Origin of the sequence: Pseudoalteromonas lipolytica (assembly GCF_900116435.1) — a bacterium.
Taxonomy (GTDB): Bacteria; Pseudomonadota; Gammaproteobacteria; order Enterobacterales; family Alteromonadaceae; genus Pseudoalteromonas; species Pseudoalteromonas lipolytica.
In genome coordinates, this window is the sequence record NZ_FPAZ01000020.1 from 1 (window position 1) to 16,419 (window position 16,419).

The following is a 16,419-nucleotide window of genomic DNA, read 5'->3' on the forward strand; positions in this document are numbered from 1 at the left end:
TTTCTAATTTCTAATTTCTAATTTCTAATTTCTAATTTCTAATTTCTAATTTCTAATTTCTAATTTCTAATTTCTAATTTCTAATTTCTAATTTCTCCAAAATTTAATTCATTTTATTTAGCGCAAAAAAAAACAGGCTAATTTTCATTAACCCGTTTCTTTATCGTTTATGTGTATTATTTTGTTTAACTGAGTGTCCCACTAATGGCATATTTTAATACCCAGTTCTTAGCCGGGCCAATATTGTTCGCTAGTTTTAAAAACTTACTACGTGCCCAACTGAGTGGCTGTAGTTCATTTGAGAATCCGAAGTAACAGGCATCCATCATACTCATCATAAGTAAATTAGCGCGACGACGTTTCTTCTCATACTGCTTTAATACCGCATGCTGACCAACATCATCGTGGCCAGCAAGAACCTCTGCAAGTGCAACCACATCTTGAAAACCTAAATTAACCCCTTGGCCTGCCAAGGGATTAATAGTGTGTGCTGAGTCGCCCACTAAGACTAAGCGCCCTTGCGAATAATCATTTGCGTGCTGACGAGCCAATGGAAAAACAGCATGCTCAAGTAACTCAAATTCACCCGGCAACTCAGGAAAATGCGCAATGAGTTGGGCTTTTAGTTGTTCTGTGGGGAGTTTATTCCAACGGTTTAAAACCGACGCGTTGTGGTAACAAATTAAATTTGCATACGGGGCTTGCATAGGCAAAAACGCCACAGGGCCCGTTGGCGTAAATTGTTGCCACGTTTTAACTTGTTGCGGCGCATCCAGTTTAATTAACACACCCATACAGTGTTGACCATATTGCCACCCTGTTACACCTAAGCCAGCTTTGCTACGTAATTGTGATTGTCCGCCATCTGCAGCAACCACTAAATCAGCCGTATATTGGGTGTCACCGTAATGAAGCGTGATTGAATCACTCTCTTGGCTTATCGCTGTAACCGGTGTTGTCTGCTCAATAACCTCAATGCCATATTGAGAAAATTGCTGCCAAAGACTCGCTTGAATTAGGCTATTTTCGATTAAATGACCCAGATGTGTTTCACCAATATCATGGCAATCAAACAATAAGTTTTCGCCTTGTTGCTGATACGCCTCAAGCTGTTGGTATGGAGCGATACGATTTTGGCGCAATAACGGCATTGCCCCCAGCTCATCAAGTAAGTTTTCTGAAAAACGATTAATAGCCGAAATGCGAATATCCACCTTATCTGAACTGAGAATGTCATCAGCATCGATAAGGTGCTTTTCAATAATAGTGACGTCCCTGCCCTGCTGTGCCAGTTTAACAGCTGTGGCAGCACCTACCATGCCACCACCAACAACAATTACCTTATTTTTCTTCATTTAATAGTCGCTCATTTGGCTATTTGAATACGGCATAAATTGTAACGTAATTCACTAAACTGTGTCAGTGCATTTACGCGTTAAGAATTTTAAAACAGTGACTTGTTTGATTTCACACCACAAAGATAAAAACTATACTTGGATCTGTGCGGGTATCCAGCTAAAATACGCGTCCTTTAAGTCGGCATTAAAGCCGCTTAATCATGTTTCTAACACATTTTTGTGTCACTACCGAATTGAAAACGAGGCTATATTTCAATGAGTAAAAAGCTGCATATTAAAACCTGGGGTTGTCAGATGAACGAGTACGACTCTCAGAAAATGGCGGATCTACTGGATGCGACTAACGGCTATCAGTTAACTGATGAAGCTGAAGATGCAGATGTGATCTTACTCAACACCTGTTCAATTCGTGAAAAAGCGCAAGAAAAAGTATTCCACCAGCTAGGCCGTTGGAAGCTATTAAAAGACGATAAACCTGACCTTATCATTGGTGTAGGTGGCTGTGTAGCGTCACAAGAAGGTGACTCAATTCGTCAACGTGCGCCGTTTGTCGATGTAATTTTTGGCCCGCAAACGTTACACCGTTTACCAGAGATGATTAAGCAAGTGCAAAGTGGCGACAGTACATCTGTTGTTGACGTATCATTCCCTGAAATCGAAAAGTTCGACCGTTTACCTGAGCCAAAAGCAGAAGGCCCAAGTGCGTTCGTATCGATTATGGAAGGCTGTTCTAAATACTGTACTTTCTGTGTTGTGCCATACACGCGCGGTGAAGAAGTAAGCCGTCCACTTGATGACGTACTACTCGAAGTCGCCCAGCTCGCAGAGCAAGGCGTGCGTGAAGTAAACTTACTAGGTCAAAACGTAAACGCTTACCGCGGTGAAACGCATGATGGCGAAATTTGTTACTTCTCTGACCTACTGCGTTATGTTGCCGCGATTGATGGTATTGACCGCATTCGTTACACCACTTCGCACCCAGTAGAGTTTACTCCTGACATCATCGATGCATATGCCGATGTACCAGAGCTTGTCGACCACTTACATTTACCAGTGCAAAGTGGCTCTGACCGTATTCTTAATTTAATGAAACGTGGTCATACAGCTCTAGAGTACAAATCAACGATTCGTAAATTACGTAAAATTCGCCCTAACTTAAGCATGTCTTCTGATTTTATCATTGGTTTCCCTGGCGAAAGCAAAGCAGACTTTGAAGCAACAATGAACCTTATCAATGATATTGGTTTTGATATGAGCTTCAGCTTTATCTACAGTGCACGCCCTGGTACACCAGCAGCTGATTTACCGGACGACGTATCAGAGCAAGAGAAAAAAGAGCGTTTATACCTTTTACAAAACCGTATTACGCAAATGGCACAGCAAATCAGTCGCCAAATGTTTGGCACTGAACAGCGAATCTTAGTTGAAGGTCCTTCTAAGAAGAACCCTATGGAGTTACGTGGCCGTACTGAAAACAACCGTGTGGTTAACTTTGAAGGCCCACATTCAGTGATCGGTCAATTCGTTGATGTACGTATTACTGAAGCGTTGCCAAACTCTTTACGCGGTGAATTAATTCGCACAGAATCAGAAATGAACCTGCGCCGTGATATTGCGCCATCGTCTATTCTTAGTAAAGCAGCCGAAGCAGACGCTGCACAAGCCCCTAACGAAATTGGCGTTGCAACTTTCGTCCCTTAGGGTGAATTTTGGTGCTGGCCTTTGCCAGCACCCATCAATAGGAAGCAATTTTGAGTAATCAATTAAAAACTTTAGAGATTTATTTAGAACCCGCCGACAACAAACGCCTTTCATCTTTATGTGGTCCGTTTGACGAAAACATCAAACAAATTGAACGCCGACTAGGTGTTGAAATTGCCCATCGCGATAATTTTTTTAGAGTCACTGGTAAACTTCACTGTGCAGCAGCCAGTGTCGAAATCTTAAAAAACCTTTATGTTGATACTCAACCAGTTCGTGGTGAAATTGGCGAAATTGAACCCGACGCTGTGCACTTAGCGATTAGCGAATCAAACGCCCTTGATCAAGACGACAACCCGGGCGTTTATGGTAAAGACATGGTGATAAAAACTCGCCGTGGCGTTATTAAACCGCGTAACGATAACCAAGGCGTGTATGTGGCTAATATTCTGCATCACGATATTACCTTTGGTATTGGCCCTGCAGGCACAGGTAAAACCTACCTTGCCGTTGCTGCTGCTGTTGATGCACTGGAGCGTCAAGAAATTCGCCGTATTCTGCTTACTCGCCCTGCCGTTGAAGCAGGTGAAAAACTGGGTTTCTTACCTGGCGACTTGAGCCAAAAAATCGACCCTTATTTACGCCCTCTTTATGATGCATTATTTGAAATGCTCGGCTTCGAGCGCGTTGAAAAACTGATCGAAAAAAATATTATCGAAGTAGCACCGTTAGCGTACATGCGTGGACGTACATTGAATGACGCATTTATCATCCTAGATGAAAGCCAAAATACCACCGCAGAGCAAATGAAAATGTTCTTAACCCGTATTGGTTTTAATTCTAAGGCCGTTATTACAGGCGATATCACCCAAGTAGATTTACCGCGTGGTGCGCGCTCGGGCCTTCGCCATGCGATTGAGGTACTTAACGGTGTCGATGAAATTAGCTTTAACTTTTTCCAATCACATGATGTGGTACGCCACCCTGTTGTGGCGCGTATTGTTGAAGCCTATGAGCGCAACGATGAAGCTGAACGTTTAAAACGGGCTGAAAAACAACGCGCAAAAGAAGCACAAGCAAACCAACAAGAAGCAAACTCGTGACCGAATTAGATTTACAAATAGCGTGTGAGTTTGACAACTTACCAAGCTTTGAACAATTTCAACTGTGGGCTGATAAAGCCCTCAGTCACTACCGTGAAGATGCTGAACTGACAATTGTGATCAGTGATGAAGCACAAAGCCAACAACTCAATAATGACTACCGTGGTAAAGATAAACCGACTAATGTCTTATCGTTTCCATTTGAAGCCCCCCCTGGTATTGAGTTACCTTTAGTGGGTGATTTAATCATATGTCCAGCTATCGTTTTAGCTGAGTCAATTGAGCAAGAAAAAACCTTTCACGACCATTTTGCCCATATGGTGATCCATGGATGCTTGCATTTACTTGGATTTGACCATATAAAGGACGAAGATGCACTCGAAATGGAAAGCATAGAGAAGCAATTACTTGCCGATCTGAACATTGCTGACCCATATCGAGACGATATTTAAATTTACGGAGCAATTAGACGCAATGAGCGACGACAACTCGCAAACTAGCCAGGGTTCTTCTGGTAAAACGTGGCTGGGCCGCATAGCCCAGATGTTACAAGGGGAACCCCAGAATAGAGAAGAGCTGGTAGAAGTAATTGCCGATGCGCAAGAACGCGACCTTATCGACCCTGAAACAAAAGAAATGATTGAAGGGGTATTAGGTGTGTCAGAACTAAAAGTTCGAGACATCATGATACCACGTTCTCAAATGGTGACGCTTGAAATTGACGCCCCATTAGAAGAGCTACTCCCGATGATGGTTGACTCTACACATTCTCGTTTCCCCGTGGTTTGTGAAGATAAAGATCACATCGAAGGTATATTACTCGCAAAGGATTTATTGCCTTTAATTCTAAATAAAGATGAACTATTGCCATCACTACGTGACTATTTACGTCCTGCGATGGTGGTTCCTGAAAGCAAACGAGTTGATACGCTGTTAAATGAGTTTCGTCAACAACGTTATCACATGGCCATCGTCATTGATGAATACGGGGGTGTGTCAGGATTAGTAACCATCGAAGATATTCTCGAAATCATTGTGGGTGAAATAGAAGACGAACACGATGAAGAAGAGGAACAACAAGATATTCGACAAGTTGCGAAACATGTTTACGCAGTTCAAGCTCTAACACCTGTTGATGACTTTAACGAATATTTTAAAACGGGTTACAGCACCTCTGACGCCGATACAATTGGTGGTACGGTTTTACATGCGTTTGGTCATATGCCAAGCCGTGGTGAGACGATAGACATTGAAGGCTTACAATTTAAAGTCACCAATTCTGACAATCGTCGCATCTTACAATTGCAAGTCACCATTCCTAAGGCTGATGATAACGACAGTGAAGAAACTGCTAACTAACCTCTGCGTTCTTGCAAAAGATAAAAAAGCCTGGCTCGCACTTATTGCGGGCCTCTTTTTAACCTTAAGTTACGCCCCCTTTAATCTGTGGCACATTGCCTTTCTTTCTCTTGGTGCACTGCTTTATTGCATCAACCCTCTTGCAAACGGTAAAGACGCAGCAAAGCGCAGCGCAAAATATGGCTTCATCTTTGGTTTAGGGTGGTTTGGTGCCGGTATCAGCTGGGTGCATGTTTCAATAGCCACCTTTGGTGGAATGCCATTAATTGCCTCTCTTGGTTTAATGGGTATTTTATGCGCCTACCTTGCACTTTATCCAGCTTTAGCTGCTTGGCTTAGTACTCGACTGGCTTCAGGGCCCTATAGTTTTGTGTGCTTATTATTGGCAAGTATTGCGGTCACTGAGTATCTGCGTGGCACGCTACTGACTGGGTTTCCATGGCTTAGTTTTGGCTATACACAAACAGACAGCCCACTAAACTTTTTAGCCCCTGTGATTGGTGAGTTTGGTATCACGCTTATATGTGTATTAATCGCCTTTGCGCTATATCGCTTAATAAGTAAAGACATTAAACCTTTGATAGTCTCTGTCGCCGTGCTCATTGGCTTATATTTTATTGCAGGTAACAGCCCAGTTAAATACCAAGATAAAACGATTAAAACCGTGCTCGTACAGGGTAACATCAAGCAACATTTACGGTTTGAGCCGTCTGAGTTTTGGAATACCATGAGCAAATACCAAGACATGACACGCCTGCATTGGAATGCTGATTTAATCGTTTGGCCTGAAGCCGCCGTGCCTGAGCTAGAAGCCCTTGCGACGCAATATTTATCTGGCCTTGACAGTGCCGCAACATTTAATAACACCGCACTTATCACTGGCATTGTTGATTACCAGTACGACACCCGCAATATTTTTAATACCCTCATTGTACTTGGTAAAAAAGAGCCCAGTGACAATGAAGGTCACTATCAGTATTTAGGGCATAACCGCTATCAAAAGCATCAATTGTTACCCATTGGTGAGTTTGTGCCATTTCAAGATTTACTGCGCCCTATTGCTCCCCTATTTGACTTACCAATGTCATCGTTCACCCGTGGTGATGAAGTACAAGATAACTTGCGCGCCAATGGTTTAAATATTTTGCCTGCTATTTGCTACGAAATTGCCTTTGCCGATTTAGTGCGTGGAAACTACAGAAGTGATTCTGATATTTTGTTTACTGTTAGTAATGATGCCTGGTTTGGAGATTCTCATGGGCCGCATCAGCATATGCAAATAGCCCGTATGCGCGCCCTTGAGCTTCAGCGCCCGCTTATTCGCGTAACGAATACCGGTATTAGCGCTGTGTACGACCCTATCGCAAAATCGCAATTGAGCATGCCACAGTTTAAAGCCGATGTGCTTGAAGCGAATATCACCCTAATTCAAGGTGACACGCTATACAGTCGTTTAGGTAATTGGCCGGTATGGCTGGCTGTTTTATTACTAACTGTCATAGGGTTAATAAGAAAAACCAAAGCAAACGCGTAAAGAATACGACTGCGTTTAATTGGAGTGCTATTTTGAGGCTATACCTAATGGGTATAGCCTCATTAATCCCGCGGAATTAAATCAAAAAAAGGGCTCCATTTATGAAGCCCTTTCTTTTTTGTCGTTTGGCTGGCGCTTACGATTCAATCTTAAGAAGTTCAACCTCAAATATTAGTAACGAGCCTGGCGGAATGCTACCAACACGTTTACGCCCATAGGCAAGCTGTGGCGGGATATAAAAGGTGAACTTATCGCCTTCGCTCATTAGCTGTAAGCCTTCAGTCCAGCCGGCAATCACTTGGTTTAAACCAAAGCTAATTGGCGAATTGCGTACGACTGAACTGTCAAATACACTGCCATCCATGAGCGTACCATGGTAATGCACATTCACCTTACTGCTAGTATGTGGCTTAGCTTCATTACCCGCGCTGTGCTCAATTTTGTATTGCAGCCCAGATGTTGTTTCATGGACATCATCAGCTTTACCATTTGTCGCTAAAAAATCAGCGGCCAAAGTTTCATTTTCAAGTGCTTGTAATTTCGCTTTTTTGCTATTTTTAAAAATCAAAAAACAAAATACACCTATGACCAATAAAAGAATTAAGTTAATCATTCCGCTTCCTTTTCATCATCATTATCGCCATTAACAATATCGGCAATGTTTGCAAGTCGGGCTAATGCTAAGGCATTAATAGAGCCGTCTTGATAGCCCTGCTCCGTCATTTCACCCGCGTCTTTGTCCATTAATAGACTTAACGCCTGGTCTACTGTTTCAACGGCATAAATATTAAAGCGGCCTTTTTCAACGGCGTCGAGCACTTCATCATCAAGCACCAGGTTCACTTGGTTTGACTTTGGAATGATCACGCCTTGCTCGCCCGTTAAGCCACGCATTTTACAGAGTTTAAAGAAGCCTTCGATTTTCTCGTTAACACCACCAATAGATTGCACGTCACCATGTTGGTTAATTGAGCCTGTAAGCGCAATTGACTGGCTAATAGGTAAGTTGGTTATTGCCGAGATAAGCGCACAGAGCTCGGCCAGTGACGCACTATCACCGTCGATATAACCGTAACTCTGTTCAATCGCGATATTAGCACTGAGCGTTAAACTAAATTGCTGCGCATATTTGTTACCTAAGTAGCCCGTTAGAAGCATCACGCCTTTTGAGTGAATTGCTTTACCCAGCTCGGCCTCACGCTCAACGTCAATGACCCCATCGGCACCAGCATAAACCGTGGCAGTTATACGTGCAGGCGTACCAAACGATGTATCACCGATATGCAGCACCGTTAAGCCGTTTACTTTACCCACGGCCTGACCTTCGGTAGCAATGAGGATCTGCCCCTCTTTAATATCGCTAAGCATGGTTTCTGAAATTTGCCCAGTACGGTACTGTTTACCAAGAATGGCTTCATCAATGTGGTGCGCATCAATCAGTGTATGTCCATCTTGCTTGGCATAAAAACTGGCTTCGGCCACCAACTCAAGGACATCTGCAAAACGTGCAGACAGCTTATTTTGATGCTCAGCTTGGCGATAACTAAACTTGAGTAAACGTGCCATTGCCGCTTCGTTTGCAGTGCAATTTAAGGTTTTCTCACAGTATTCAGTCACTTTGGTAATAAACTGGTACTGCAGCTTATCGCTGCTTGGTAAGTAATAATCAAAGTCAGCAAGCACACGAAACAGCTCAGCAAACTCTTCATCGTACTCACCAATGGTGTAATACAAATCACGTGAACCCAGCAGCACAATTTTTACATCCAGCGGAATAAGCTGCGGACGTAAAGTAAAACTGCTCCCCACTGAACTGTCTTGATACGGTAAGTCGTTCTTAATTTGATGCGTTTTTAAAGACAATTTTAGGCCATCCCACACTTGTGGATTCGCCATTACTTTTTCAGCGTCCATAATCAAGTAGCCGCCATTAGCACGGTGCAGTGCACCCGGCTGAATTGAGCGATAACTGGTTATGAGCGAGCCCTGCGATGTCGCGTATTCAATTTTGCCAAAAATATTGCCAAACGTTGGGTTAGGCTCGTAAACAACAGGCGCTGCATCCCCTTCTTTAAATTCGACTAAAATATTGGGTGCGAAAAAGTCGGTTAGCATGCCCTTGCGGTCAAAGTCTTCTTTGTTTTCGTCGTTGTCATCATCGTCGAGCCACTCCAGCACCGCATCAATGATTTCTTCACGTATGTCTTTTAAATAACGCAGCACGCCAATATGCGTTGCATATTTGTGCTCGAGCGCTTTAATAAGTGGCTTGGTCGCTAACTCAGCCGTTGATTTTTTAAGATTACGCAGTTTTTCAGATGATTCACGTTTCCAACGCGGTAACTCAATCAGCGCTTCGATTAACGCATCTTCGAGCTTTTCAATCACGTCATAAAATTCAATACGCAATGGCTCTTCGAGTGCCGCAAACTCACTGTCGCTTAATTGCTTACCATTAACCAATGGTGCAAACCCCACCACGCCATTTTCTTCGATAAGCGCTACACTTTGCTCAAGCGCGGCAATTTCTACTGCGGTTATAGCTGCATCGTAAGTATCGGTGAATTCACGGTCTATTGATTTCTTCTTACGCTGATAACCTGGGTTATCGAATGCAGCTGGGAATGTATCAAGCACTTCATCAATAAATGAATCAATATCATCTGCAAGCTGCTTGCTTTGCCCAGCTTGCATAAACAGCGCGATAGGCTCGCGGTGGTCGTCGTAATTATTGACATACAGCCACTCATTAGGCGTTGGGCGGCCTTTTGAATGGGCTGTTAGCTTGTCTTTCACTAAGGTAAAACGACCCAGTGCAGCCTCACCCATAACATAAACATTGTAACCAGGTAGCTCCATACCTAATGAAAAATCGAGCGCACTTTGAGCACGTTGTTGGCCAATAAACGTTAAAGCCTCTGGGTATGGATTATTCATGCATGTAGCAACATGACTGGCGGCAATTTCTGGCGCTAAGGTAGAGACTGGCAATGGGATTAGTTTTTTTGTCATTCTAACTTCTTATTTCCCAGGATTAGCTGGGCATTATGGGTAACGCCCAGCTTTTGCTTGCGTTACAGATTAAGGTTGTAATGCCTTACGGCTAAAGTAAATACCACCGCATTCAGTACAAGGGGTAATTTGAGTAGCATGGTAAACATCGTAACTATGTTGGCAATTTTTACATACTAATGTGCCCATGGCTATCCATTCTCCCTGATGATAGACACCATTGTGCTTAAAATCTTGATTTAGGGCCTGCCATTCTAACTGGGTTTTGTCTTCGATGTGCGATAACTCGTACCAAAGCGACTCTTTTAGTTCAAGCCACGCTAAGGAGTCATAATGTTTATCGTTTTCTTTGATGTGATCAATATCGCGTTTAAGGTAGTCGCGATACAGCTCAAGTTTTTCTTTTCCTAGATCTTTAAGTGCCTGCTCAGATTCAACAAACTTCTCCATTGCCTCCTTCAACTCGTGGTCTTTTACATCTTTAAGCCATGCACTTAAATCGCTGAGCCATGTTTTATAATCTGCCATCGTTTACTCCTTCAAAAGTGATGAAAAATCAATACTTACTATAGTTGAGTATAGGTTAACCTGCCCTGAAAGTGATAATTTCGGAAAAGCCCTTATTTGCCGCTGTGATTAGCCTGTATTTTGGGTTATCCTTAGCGACAATTTTTTATCAATTTGCAAGAAGTCTGGAATCGTAGATGCAAGAGCAATATAACCCGCAAGACATAGAGTCAAAAGTACAAGCCTACTGGGATGAAAACCAAGTATTTAAAGTCACTGAAGATGAGAGCAAAGAAAAGTATTACTGCTTATCAATGTTCCCATACCCAAGCGGCCGACTGCATATGGGTCACGTTCGTAACTACACTATTGGTGACGTAGTATCACGTTTCCAACGCTTGCAAGGTAAAAACGTAATGCAACCTATGGGTTGGGATGCGTTTGGTCTTCCAGCTGAAAATGCCGCAATTAAAAATAACACGGCACCGGCTAAATGGACATACGAAAACATTGACTACATGCGTAACCAATTAAAGCAATTAGGCTTTGGTTATGACTGGGATCGCGAAATCGCGACGTGCCACCCAGAGTACTACAAATGGGAACAATGGTTCTTCACTAAGCTGTATGAAAAAGGCTTAGTATACAAAAAGATGTCAACAGTAAACTGGGATCCAGTTGACCAAACAGTGCTTGCCAACGAGCAAGTAATCGATGGTCGTGGCTGGCGTTCAGGTGCGATTGTTGAGCAAAAAGAAATTCCACAATGGTTCATCAAAATCACTGATTATGCTCAAGAGCTTTTAGATGATTTAGATAAACTTGATCACTGGCCTGAGCAAGTTAAAACCATGCAACGCAATTGGATTGGTCGTTCTGAAGGCTTAGAAATTGAATTCAAACGTGCCGACAACGATGACACATTCCGTGTTTACACAACACGCCCAGATACCTTTATGGGTGTGACTTACGTTGCTGTTGCAGCCGGTCACCCAATTGCACAAGAAGCGGCTAAAAATAGCGATGCTGTTGCGATGTTTGTTGATGAGTGTAAAAACACCAAAGTCGCTGAAGCCGACATGGCAACCATGGACAAAAAAGGCATTGCAACAGGCTTTTACGCAATCCATCCATTAACAGGCAAGCAAGTCCCTATTTGGGTCGCTAACTTTGTACTCATGGACTACGGTTCAGGTGCGGTAATGGCGGTGCCTGCGCATGACCAACGTGACTACGAGTTTGCAAGTACTTACGGCCTAGAAATTACGCAAGTTATTGCACCAGCAGCTGGCAGCGAAGATACGGTTGACCTTGCAAATCAAGCTTTCACAGAAAAAGGCGTATTAGTAAACTCAGGTGAGTTTGATGGTCTAGAGTTTGATGCAGCATTTAATGCGGTAGCAGACAAGTTAGAAGCACTGGGCGTTGGTGAGCGTAAAGTAAACTTCCGTTTACGTGATTGGGGCGTGAGCCGTCAGCGTTACTGGGGTTCTCCAATCCCTATGTTAAGCGACGAAAATGGCCAAGAGATTGCCGCTACTGAAGACATGTTACCAGTACGCTTACCTGAAGATGTGGTTATGAATGGTGTTACATCGCCAATCAAAGCGGATCCTGAATGGGCTAAAACAACCGTAAATGGCGTACCTGCATTTCACGAAACTGATACATTCGATACCTTTATGGAATCATCGTGGTACTACGCACGTTACTGTAGCCCTCGTTTTGACGAAGGAATGATTGAGCCTGGCGCTGCAAACTACTGGTTACCTGTAAACCAATACATCGGTGGTATTGAGCATGCGATTTTACACTTACTTTACTCTCGCTTTTTCCACAAACTATTACGTGATTTTGGCTTAGTTAACTCTGACGAGCCATTCGAGCGTTTACTGTGCCAAGGCATGGTATTAGCAGAAACGTTCTATCGTAAAGATGAGAAAGGCGGTGATGTGTGGATATCACCAACCGACGTACAAACTGAAACTGACGAAAAAGGTCGTGTGACAAAAGCATGGCATAAAGTAGATGGTGAGCCGGTATTCTCTGCAGGCATGAGTAAAATGTCGAAATCGAAAAACAACGGTATCGACCCACAACAAGTTATTGCCGAATACGGTGCAGATACGGTACGTTTATTCATGATGTTCACAGCACCTCCAGAGCAAACTCTTGAATGGTCTGATTCAGGTGTAGAAGGCGCAATGCGTTTCTTAAAACGTATTTGGAAATACGCAGTCGATGTTGAAACCGTAGGTTATCAAGCACTTGATAAAGCCGCTTTAAGCAACGATCAAAAAGTACTTCGTCGTGAGCTTCATAAAGCCATTGCAAAAGTGACCGATGATGTTGAGCGCCGTCAAACGTTCAACACAGCAATTGCTGCCATTATGGAACTTTCAAACAAGTTATTAAAAGCGCCACTTGCTGATAAACAAGATGTCGCGATAGCAAACGAAGCGCTTGAAGCATTACTTATCATGCTTGCACCTATTACGCCGCACATGTGTCATCAACTATGGCAAGACCTTGGCAAAGAAGGTGACATCTTAGATGCTTCTTGGCCAACCGTGGATGAGTCGGCACTTGTTGAAGATGAAAAGCTAATCATCGTACAAGTTAACGGCAAGCTTCGTGCTAAGTTAACAGTGCCAGCAGATGCCACTAAAGAGCAAGTTGAAGCCCTCGCCTTCGCAGAAGATAATGTGACTAAATTCACAGACGGCGTGACAATCCGTAAAGTAATTTACGTACCAGGCAAGCTTCTGAATGTGGTTGCTAACTAAGATGGCAGCGCTTCATGCACTGAAAAACAGACTAGCTTTAGTGCTAGTCTGTTTACTGGTAACAAGCTGTGGCTTTCATTTAAAGAAAGCCTCTAACTTACCGGATGACTTAAAGGTGATCTCGCTGATTGGAGATGACGAAAAATCAACCCTGTTCGAGTTAGTCGAAAAAGAGCTAATAGCCAGTAAAGTAGAATTTGACCACGGCGACAGTTCAACGCCTGAGCTCACTATTCACAAAGACCGCTTAGAGCGTCAAATATTGTCGTTATTTGATAATGGTCAGGTCGCAGAATATGAGCTTGCTTATAGTGTCAGTTACACCCTTAAACGCCCAGGCCAAGAAGCAGTTAACCAACGTTTTGAGCTGTATCGTAACTATCAAGACGATCCTGATAACGCACTTGCAAAAGCCAAAGAACTTGAGCTGCTGCTGAGTGAAATCAGAAAGCAAGCAAGCCGCCGTATTGTTAGAGAGTTATCGCAACTGTAATGCGTTGTTATGCGAATCAACTCACCAGCCAACTAAAAAAAGGCCTCGCCCCTTTCTACATGGTGTTTGGTGAGGAGCCCTACCAAATAGCGGAATGCGTATCACAGATACGTCAAGCAGCTAAACAGCACGGTTTTGACGAAGTCATCAAATTCACATTGATGCAGGGCTTTGATTGGCAAGAGATTATTGCTCAATATCAAAGTATGTCACTGTTCAGTGCACGCACCCTGATTGAATTTGATTTAAACGAGCAAAAACCGGGCACCACGGGCAGTCAAATATTTAAACAGCTTACTGAGCTGGTCAATGATGACACTATTTTAGTGTTAAAAGGCGCCAAAGCCAGCCAAGATATCCAGCGTAGCGCTTGGTTTAAAGCACTCGATAAACAAGGCATCTTTGTGCCTTGTTATCCGCTAACAGGCAATCACCTAACCCGCTGGTTAGATGAGCAATGTTATCGTTTAAATTTAAACCTGCATAACAATGCTAAGCAAAGCCTCATAGAAGCAACTGAAGGCAACCTGCTTGCGTGTCATCAAGAGCTTGAAAAGCTCTCACTGCTTTATGGCAGTGACCTAGTTGACCAACAAGCCGTGATGCAAGGGCTGCTCAATCAATCAAAGTTTGATATTTTCGATTTGAGCGATGCATTACTCAAAGGTCACGCTGAGCAAGCAGTCAAAGTCATGACCAAACTCGCTGCGGATAATACCGAAGCCATGAGTATTTTTTGGGCTATTAATAAAGAAGCCAGCAACCTACTTGCTATGCAGCATGCCAGACTAACGGGCGCCAATATGACTGACTTATACAAGCAGTTTAATATTTGGAAGAATCAACAAGCGACAATCCAACACGCGCTGAATCGTTTAAACAGCAAAGTACTTGAGCAAATAATTAAACAACTCGCTCAATTTGATGCCGCTTACAAACAAGGTAACTTAATTGCCCCTTATCAAGCGTTGACTCATATTTGTTTAGTGTTTTGTCAGCCGTTATCAATCCCCTTACCTTGTCATCCACATTCTGACTGAGAGTCGTAACTGATGATTGCTATTTTCGGTGGCACGTTTGATCCCATTCACTTAGGCCATTTAAATATGGCTGAACAGTGTGTTAAACAGTGCCAATTGAATACCCTCTATTTTATGCCTTGCGCTATCCCCGCTCATAAAGCAAAACCGGGGATAAGCGACGAGCATCGGATTAATATGCTCAAGCTTGCGATAGCGTCTAACCCGCAATTTGCCATCGACTACAGAGAGCTTAACCGCAGCGGTGCATCGTATTCATTACTGAGCTTAAAAGAGCTTCGCAGCGAACACCCGAGCGCCCCTATTCTGTTTTTAATCGGCATGGATTCGTTTAATAACTTAGATAAATGGTATCAATGGCAAGAAATAGTCACCCTGTGCCATATCGTGGTGTATCAGCGCCCTGGCCAAATATGCCATGTTGAGGGTGAACTGGCCGCTTACAAAGCCGATGCGTTGACTGACAAACTCGCGCAACTAAAACAATCACCTGCTGGCAAGTTATTCTTTTTAAATGGCTTACAAGTAGATGCTGCATCGAGTCAGATTCGAAAACAATTATATTTAAATGATCAGGCCGCGGAACTTTTACCCGCTAGCGTCAGTCAATACATTGCGCAGCATCATCTTTACCAAACAGATGAATAAATACTATCTGCGTGATAAAATAACACATTACGATTATTTACTTTTGAGAAAACACTTTGGATTCTAAACAACTACTCGCATTTGCCCTTGATAAAGTCGACGATATGAAAGCCCGTGACGTGGTACAACTTGATGTTCGTGGAAAATCTGACATTACTGACTACATGGTGGTGTGTTCAGGTAATTCTAAACGCCACGTTCAGTCTATTGCTGATCATGTCGCGAAAGAAGCACGCCATGCTGGTGAAGAGCCACTCGGCTACGAAGGCCAAAATGAAGGTGAATGGGTACTGGTAGACCTGGGTGATGTGGTTGTGCATGTAATGCAAGACCAAACTCGCGACTTCTATGATCTAGAAAAACTTTGGGGTTAACCCTTAGCAAGGACATAGGTAAAGCATTTTGAAGATACAATTGATTGCCGTTGGCACGAAAATGCCAGCATGGGTAGAAACAGGGTTTACGGAATATCAACGCCGGTTTCCGCGTGATATGCCGTTAGAACTCATTGAAATCCCAGCAGGAAAGCGTGGTAAAAATGCGGATATCAAACGTATTTTACAACTTGAAGGTGAAAAGACATTGGCGGCTATCCCCAAAGGAAACCGCATTGTTACACTTGAAGTAACCGGTAAGCCGATGGATACGCATCAGCTCGCTAAAAGTATGGAAAAATGGCAGCTTGATGGCCGAGATGTCAGCCTACTGATTGGCGGTCCTGAAGGGCTTGCACCTGAGTGTATAGCAGCCTCTGAGCAAAAATGGTCTTTATCGAACCTAACGCTACCGCATCCGTTGGTGCGTATTATTGTTGCTGAAAGCCTTTATCGTGGCTGGAGCTTAAATAACAACCACCCTTATCATCGCGAGTAGTAAAG

15 protein-coding genes are annotated in these 16,419 nt (G+C 43.3%); 11 read left to right on the top strand and 4 right to left on the bottom strand.

Annotated elements, in window-relative coordinates; all coding sequences use genetic code 11:
• Nucleotides 1-185 precede the first annotated feature (185 nt).
• A complete protein-coding gene (locus BM378_RS17555; RefSeq protein ID WP_074989680.1) occupies nucleotides 186-1,355 on the bottom strand; it encodes an FAD-dependent oxidoreductase in 1,170 nt (389 codons plus the stop codon).
• Between the two features lie 258 nt (nucleotides 1,356-1,613).
• Between BM378_RS17555 and miaB the strand changes: the two genes are divergently transcribed.
• Genes miaB through lnt form a run of 5 tightly spaced genes read left to right on the top strand, consistent with a single transcriptional unit; the run spans nucleotide 1,614 to nucleotide 7,055 of the window.
• Nucleotides 1,614-3,059 carry a tRNA (N6-isopentenyl adenosine(37)-C2)-methylthiotransferase MiaB gene (gene miaB, locus BM378_RS17560; protein ID WP_036967384.1) on the top strand — a complete coding sequence of 482 codons (1,446 nt, stop codon included), beginning with the start codon at nucleotides 1,614-1,616 and terminating at the stop codon, nucleotides 3,057-3,059.
• 50 nt (nucleotides 3,060-3,109) lie between these two features.
• Entirely contained in the window at nucleotides 3,110-4,162 is a 1,053-nt protein-coding gene (locus BM378_RS17565) for a PhoH family protein (RefSeq protein WP_074989681.1), read from the top strand.
• On the top strand, nucleotides 4,159-4,614 hold the full coding sequence (gene ybeY / locus BM378_RS17570) for an rRNA maturation RNase YbeY (protein ID WP_036967379.1): 456 nt from the start codon (nucleotides 4,159-4,161) through the stop codon (nucleotides 4,612-4,614). Before BM378_RS17565 ends, ybeY begins: the two co-directional genes overlap by 4 nt.
• A gap of 22 nt (nucleotides 4,615-4,636) precedes the next feature.
• Nucleotides 4,637-5,521 (top strand): CNNM family magnesium/cobalt transport protein CorC, encoded by an 885-nt coding sequence (gene corC / locus BM378_RS17575; protein ID WP_036967376.1) that lies wholly within the window; start codon nucleotides 4,637-4,639, stop codon nucleotides 5,519-5,521.
• On the top strand, nucleotides 5,502-7,055 hold the full coding sequence (gene lnt / locus BM378_RS17580; RefSeq protein WP_177222593.1) for an apolipoprotein N-acyltransferase: 1,554 nt from the start codon (nucleotides 5,502-5,504) through the stop codon (nucleotides 7,053-7,055). Before corC ends, lnt begins: the two co-directional genes overlap by 20 nt.
• Nucleotides 7,056-7,191: 136 nt before the next feature.
• On the opposite strand, the gene bamJ is transcribed toward lnt, so the two are convergent.
• From bamJ to BM378_RS17595, 3 genes are all read right to left on the bottom strand, one after another.
• A complete protein-coding gene (gene bamJ, locus BM378_RS17585; protein ID WP_074989683.1) occupies nucleotides 7,192-7,668 on the bottom strand; it encodes a BamJ family beta-barrel-assembly machinery protein in 477 nt (158 codons plus the stop codon).
• The gene (locus BM378_RS17590) at nucleotides 7,665-10,067 is read right to left on the bottom strand and encodes a Lon protease family protein (protein WP_065978076.1); all 2,403 of its coding nucleotides are present in this window, start codon (nucleotides 10,065-10,067) and stop codon (nucleotides 7,665-7,667) included. Before BM378_RS17590 ends, bamJ begins: the two co-directional genes overlap by 4 nt.
• 69 nt (nucleotides 10,068-10,136) lie before the next feature.
• A complete protein-coding gene (locus BM378_RS17595; RefSeq protein WP_074989684.1) occupies nucleotides 10,137-10,595 on the bottom strand; it encodes a zinc ribbon-containing protein in 459 nt (152 codons plus the stop codon).
• A 176-nt stretch (nucleotides 10,596-10,771) separates the two neighbouring features.
• Here BM378_RS17595 and leuS point away from each other — a divergent pair, with 176 nt between their 5' ends.
• From leuS to rlmH, 6 genes are read left to right on the top strand one after another with little or no spacing between them, the layout of a single operon-like run.
• The gene (leuS, locus tag BM378_RS17600; protein WP_074989685.1) at nucleotides 10,772-13,360 is read left to right on the top strand and encodes a leucine--tRNA ligase; all 2,589 of its coding nucleotides are present in this window, start codon (nucleotides 10,772-10,774) and stop codon (nucleotides 13,358-13,360) included.
• A 1-nt stretch (nucleotide 13,361) separates the two neighbouring features.
• Complete coding sequence (locus BM378_RS17605) at nucleotides 13,362-13,853, top strand: LPS-assembly lipoprotein LptE (RefSeq protein ID WP_074989686.1); 492 nt, start codon at nucleotides 13,362-13,364, stop codon at nucleotides 13,851-13,853.
• Nucleotides 13,853-14,893 carry a DNA polymerase III subunit delta gene (gene holA, locus BM378_RS17610; RefSeq protein WP_065978079.1) on the top strand — a complete coding sequence of 347 codons (1,041 nt, stop codon included), beginning with the start codon at nucleotides 13,853-13,855 and terminating at the stop codon, nucleotides 14,891-14,893. Before BM378_RS17605 ends, holA begins: the two co-directional genes overlap by 1 nt.
• A 12-nt stretch (nucleotides 14,894-14,905) precedes the next feature.
• Nucleotides 14,906-15,541, top strand: coding sequence for a nicotinate-nucleotide adenylyltransferase (nadD, locus tag BM378_RS17615; RefSeq protein WP_074989687.1), 636 nt, complete (start codon nucleotides 14,906-14,908; stop codon nucleotides 15,539-15,541).
• 56 nt (nucleotides 15,542-15,597) lie between these two features.
• Nucleotides 15,598-15,915, top strand: coding sequence for a ribosome silencing factor (gene rsfS / locus BM378_RS17620; RefSeq protein WP_036967352.1), 318 nt, complete (start codon nucleotides 15,598-15,600; stop codon nucleotides 15,913-15,915).
• Between the two features lie 28 nt (nucleotides 15,916-15,943).
• A complete protein-coding gene (gene rlmH / locus BM378_RS17625) occupies nucleotides 15,944-16,414 on the top strand; it encodes a 23S rRNA (pseudouridine(1915)-N(3))-methyltransferase RlmH (protein WP_036967350.1) in 471 nt (156 codons plus the stop codon).
• Nucleotides 16,415-16,419 lie beyond the last annotated feature (5 nt).

Excerpts from the sequence above, each read along its gene's own strand:
- bamJ (WP_074989683.1), bottom strand. The coding sequence starts at position 7,668 with ATGATTAACTTAATTCTTTTATTGGTCATAGGTGTATTTTGTTTTTTG.
- BM378_RS17555 (WP_074989680.1), bottom strand. The coding sequence starts at position 1,355 with ATGAAGAAAAATAAGGTAATTGTTGTTGGTGGTGGCATGGTAGGTGCT.
- BM378_RS17595 (WP_074989684.1), bottom strand. The coding sequence starts at position 10,595 with ATGGCAGATTATAAAACATGGCTCAGCGATTTAAGTGCATGGCTTAAA.
- BM378_RS17590 (WP_065978076.1), bottom strand. The coding sequence starts at position 10,067 with ATGACAAAAAAACTAATCCCATTGCCAGTCTCTACCTTAGCGCCAGAA.
- miaB (WP_036967384.1), top strand. The coding sequence starts at position 1,614 with ATGAGTAAAAAGCTGCATATTAAAACCTGGGGTTGTCAGATGAACGAG.
- leuS (WP_074989685.1), top strand. The coding sequence starts at position 10,772 with ATGCAAGAGCAATATAACCCGCAAGACATAGAGTCAAAAGTACAAGCC.
- nadD (WP_074989687.1), top strand. The coding sequence starts at position 14,906 with ATGATTGCTATTTTCGGTGGCACGTTTGATCCCATTCACTTAGGCCAT.
- corC (WP_036967376.1), top strand. The coding sequence starts at position 4,637 with ATGAGCGACGACAACTCGCAAACTAGCCAGGGTTCTTCTGGTAAAACG.
- holA (WP_065978079.1), top strand. The coding sequence starts at position 13,853 with ATGCGTTGTTATGCGAATCAACTCACCAGCCAACTAAAAAAAGGCCTC.
- BM378_RS17605 (WP_074989686.1), top strand. The coding sequence starts at position 13,362 with ATGGCAGCGCTTCATGCACTGAAAAACAGACTAGCTTTAGTGCTAGTC.